The sequence below is a fragment of the Brevundimonas sp. genome (assembly GCF_032107865.1).
GTDB lineage: Bacteria > Pseudomonadota > Alphaproteobacteria > Caulobacterales > Caulobacteraceae > Brevundimonas.
Genome location: NZ_DAMCNG010000230.1, coordinates 1 through 4,021, shown reverse-complemented (window position 1 = coordinate 4,021; position 4,021 = coordinate 1). Strand labels below are relative to the sequence as shown.

The following is a 4,021-nucleotide window of genomic DNA, read 5'->3' as shown; positions in this document are numbered from 1 at the left end:
CAAGGGGGTCCCTATTGCACGCCGATAGGGGGTCCCTTTTAGACGCCGATTGACATCAGGGCATTGGGAAGCTCAAGAGCAATGGCATTCGGGAGTATTTCGACAACGCTGTCAGCCAGTTGCCTATCCGGCGGATAAATTGGAAAGTTCAGAGCGATGTCGATATTCATGATCGGATCGTGGAGTTACACGACAACCTCGCAGAAGCTTATCGGGAGCTAAGCGGCGGACCTTCTGCCATCGTTGCGCGAGATTTGCGCGAGAGGATTTCAAACGAGGAACAACAGCTCGATTCTCTTGTGTGCGAGCTTTACGGCTTCAGCGTAAAGGAACTGTCAGACGCCGAAGCGTCCTTTGTGTGACCCCTCGGATTAAGTTCCAACTCGACCGGTCGTCCTACTTGCTCATGCTCTGCCGCCGCCAAGCGTCCACGGCGACCCCGAGCTTGTCTGCGACTGTGTCGTCGGACCAGCGGTCCCAAAAATCGATGGTGCCGCTCAAGGGCTCGTTCTTCGGCTGCGTAATCCGGATCCGAGTCGGCAGCAGAATGGCGTCGCCGACGACCAGTGCCTCCCCGGTGTCCAGCACCGGTAGCAAGTCACCGAAGCCGCCTAGACTGTCGGGCAGCAGCCGGCGGACTACCGCTTGGTCGTCGCCGTTGGTCAAACGCATAGCGATCAGGTTGCTACACTGGCTCACGACTGTCCGGCTGACCTCGGCTGGCCGCTGACTTATGACGACGAGCCCCACCCCGTACTTGCGCCCTTCCTTGGCGATCCGCTCGAAGGTCTGGATCGCGTTCTCGGCGGCACCGGAGGCCGCCTCCTGCGGAATATAGAGATGCGCCTCGTCGCAGAAGAGGGCCAGGGGGTGGCGATAACCTGCCGGGCTCCACTGCTGAACGGAGAATGCCACACGCGCAACCATGCCAACTATGAGCGGCAGGATATCCGACGGCACCTCGGAGAAGTCGATGATCTTCACCCCGCCCTTGCCGGATTTGGCCGCTCTACCGGCGAGCAGCGCCTGCACCAGTTCCTCCAGCCAGGAGTAGCTGTCCGCGATGCCCGGGGCCGGGAACAGGAAGCCTAATCGGCGGTCTCCTCGTTTCGCTTCTAAGCGCTGGATCAGCCGGCTGAGCTTGCCGTGGAAATCCCCCTGTTTCTCACGGCCACCGGAGCCGGCTACCATCTCCACGTTCAGGCGGTCCAGCGCCGCCAACACGTCCTCAATCAAGAAAGGAACGGGACTGTCGATCGTGAAATTGGCGAGCACCTCGCTGTGTTTTCCTGTCTCCAGGAATTTCGTCTTCGCCTCCACAATGGAGCGCGACATGACCATGGCTTGGTTCGGCGCGTTTTGATCCGAACGGTCCACAAACATCGAGACTAAGGCCTCATAGCTCATCAGCCAGTAAGGCAGATGAAGTACTCCGTCCGCCAGCTTGCGGCCGGCCTCAATGTCTCCAGGCCCGGCGACACGGAAGTGCGCGAACCCCTCGCCTTGCAGTGAGGCGTATTCGCCGTGCATGTCGAAGACGACTGCATTGGCGCTCTTCAGGTCCGCCACCTGCTCAAGCAGGCGAGCGGTCGTCCATGATTTCCCTGAGCCTGTGCTCCCGACGATGACCGCGTGCCGCTGGAAGAGCTTGTTGCCGTTGACGAAGGCCTCGGCGTTCTTGTCGAGCGTATAGGTCCCAAGAGAAAGCCTCTGCCCGTCGCCAGTCACCGCTGAGATCACTTCCATGAAGCGCGTCAGGCGTTCGCCCTCGAGTGCGAAGCAGCAGGCGTCGATTTCGGGGACTGTCTCCAAGGTTCTCCGGAAGACGTTCGGGCGCCCCCCGACGAGATCAAGGAGCGTGCCGATAAGAGCGATGCGGACTAGATTAAGCTCGGGATGCGCCTCCTCTCCCTTCTCGATATCCGCGACTTTCGCTTCTTCGACAGCCGTTCGGGTAATCTTCTGAATAACACCGATCAGGCGTTGGCCTGCCAAACTGCTCTGCAATGCCACAAGCCGGTTGACCTGCAGCGCCCGCAGAGCCGCAACGTCGTCGACGCGCACAACGACCGTGGAGGTATCGACCGAAAGAACCCGTCCTAGCGCATCCTCGTCGTTGAAATCCAAGATGCTCATGTGCTCACACCAATTGTCATGTCTAGGAATTCGGCCAACTGCCAGATGGGCTCGCTGGCCATATCGAAGCCGTCAGGCGTGTCATGGGTATAGGCCCGCGCGCCGGTTCCGGACTCTTCGAGGGCTAAGTACCTGCGGCACCGTCCGGCCTTGAGGAACGCCTTCGCTGTTGGGCTGAGCTCCTTGGTGATCACCACCAGCGGTACCGAGTCTCGATCACAGCGTTCGACCAGCTTAGTTTGGACATGCTCGTCGTTGAAGCCGTAGCCGACACAGAAGTAGGCGCGGGCTTGTTCGAGGGCCTTGTCGCAACAGCCAAGGACGGTCCGGAACGGTTCGCCATGCGTCAGCCGATACTTATCGATGCCGGGGGTGATCATCAGGGGCGTAAAGCCATCGGGCACTGTTCCCGCCGCCCTGACGCCGACGATTTGGTTGTCCTGGTCCTGGAACCAATCGAGTGACCCGTGCACCTTCCAGACGCAGACGGTTCGGGCCGCCTCGCCCCGAATATGCATGCGCTGGTCGGGGCTGCGGGCGCGGGTTTGCAAATAACCTTGGCTGAATCCGGTGAACGTCGAGAGCTCGGCTGCATCTGCGGCGTACTCCGCAAGACGGTCGTAGTTCGGCGTGACGACATGCAGCGTCCGATGGGTGCTGGTGAATAGGTGTTTGAACAGGCGCGAAAGCGGTAGGGATCGCCGATCCTCAAGCAGCCTTTCCAAGACAGTAAGGTCGGCCGGTAGGAGGAAGGCGCGGGTCTCGCTGGCGACGAAAGCTGTCTGCCGGTCAGTGAGCCGTACCGCGCTTAGCGCCGTCTCAAGATCATCCTTGGCCGCAAGCCGATCCTTGAACTTGCTCCACTCGGCCACCTCTTCGGTGCCCCAATCGATGGGGGTGACCGCGCTAGAAAGCTGAACGGCCAGCGGCCACATCCCCGGCACCCCATGGGATGCGGACGCGCCGCTGCCGAGGATGATCACCGGTGCTAGACTCAGTGTCGCCTGCGCGAACTCGCGCGCTATCTCCGGCGCGGTCTTGGCCGCCATGCTCCCCCCGATGCATTACTTGCATGGAGAAGCTTAGCTTCTCGGCACGCTTGGCGCGAGTGGCTGAGATCTACAATCCTCGAGTTGGCGGAGGAGCGGCGCGCCGTGGACCTGTAGGGCCGGCGAGTGGGCCAGAAGCAGACGCTCCGAACGTCGTTCATGATAAGCGGCTCAAGGCCCTTCCCACCGGGTACCCACTGAACTCTCATCTGGAAGCTCTCCCCGCCCATTACGAGATAGCTTCCTGTTTAGCGCTGCTCTGGAAAGGTGGTGCCGCTTAAGTGACTCGAACACCTGATCCCGCATTACGAAGGCGAGCCTTGGTAAGAGGCCTTCCCACCGCATACCCACGCAACTCCCAAGCGGAAGCGCCTTCCGGCTTATCTCGGCCGGGCGTCAAAGCGAGTGCTGCTTTGGAAAGGTGGTGCCGCTTAGGTGACTCGAACACCTGACCCCCTCATTACGAATGAGGTGCTCTACCAGCTGAGCTAAAGCGGCCCCGGCGTCGTCCGCGCGAATAGGCGCGAGCGAGCGAGGAGGGCTCTTTATACGGGAGCGGCAGGCTTGCCAAGAGCCGATAGCATCGCTGGTTCGTCCGGGGCGGCGGCGATGCGGATTTCGGCGAAATCGAAGGGACGCAGGGGCGTGGCGGCGGCTTCGGAGATGCAGATGGCGACGCGGCCGAATGCGGCGACGCGGGGCAGGTCGGCCGCCTGCATCGTAGCAAGCGCGCGGGCGGCGCGCGGCGAGTGGAGCATGACGGCGTCGAAGGTTTCGGGCGCTGGCGCGTGGGTCTCGAAGGCGGCGTAGACGGGAAGGCGCTGGACCGAGCGGCC

General features: G+C 61.6%; 3 protein-coding genes, 1 tRNA gene and 1 pseudogene. All 5 read right to left on the bottom strand.

Translation table 11 applies throughout. The annotated features are described in order from the left end of the window. Window positions 1-38: 38 nt before the first annotated feature. Window positions 39-170, bottom strand: coding sequence for a hypothetical protein (locus tag RT567_RS14410; RefSeq protein WP_313576954.1), 132 nt, complete (start codon window positions 168-170; stop codon window positions 39-41). A 226-nt stretch (window positions 171-396) separates the two neighbouring features. Continuing rightward, a complete protein-coding gene (locus RT567_RS14405; RefSeq protein ID WP_313576953.1) occupies window positions 397-2,136 on the bottom strand; it encodes an ATP-binding protein in 1,740 nt (579 codons plus the stop codon). After that, window positions 2,133-3,185: an SIR2 family protein gene (locus RT567_RS14400; protein WP_313576952.1), complete on the bottom strand. Its 1,053-nt coding sequence runs from the start codon at window positions 3,183-3,185 to the stop codon at window positions 2,133-2,135. The genes RT567_RS14405 and RT567_RS14400 overlap by 4 nt, the downstream gene beginning before the upstream one ends. Window positions 3,186-3,607: 422 nt before the next feature. Continuing rightward, a tRNA-Thr gene (locus RT567_RS14395) sits at window positions 3,608-3,683 on the bottom strand. A 47-nt stretch (window positions 3,684-3,730) separates the two neighbouring features. After that, window positions 3,731-4,021: pseudogene (locus tag RT567_RS14390) on the bottom strand (uroporphyrinogen-III synthase); the annotation flags it as partial.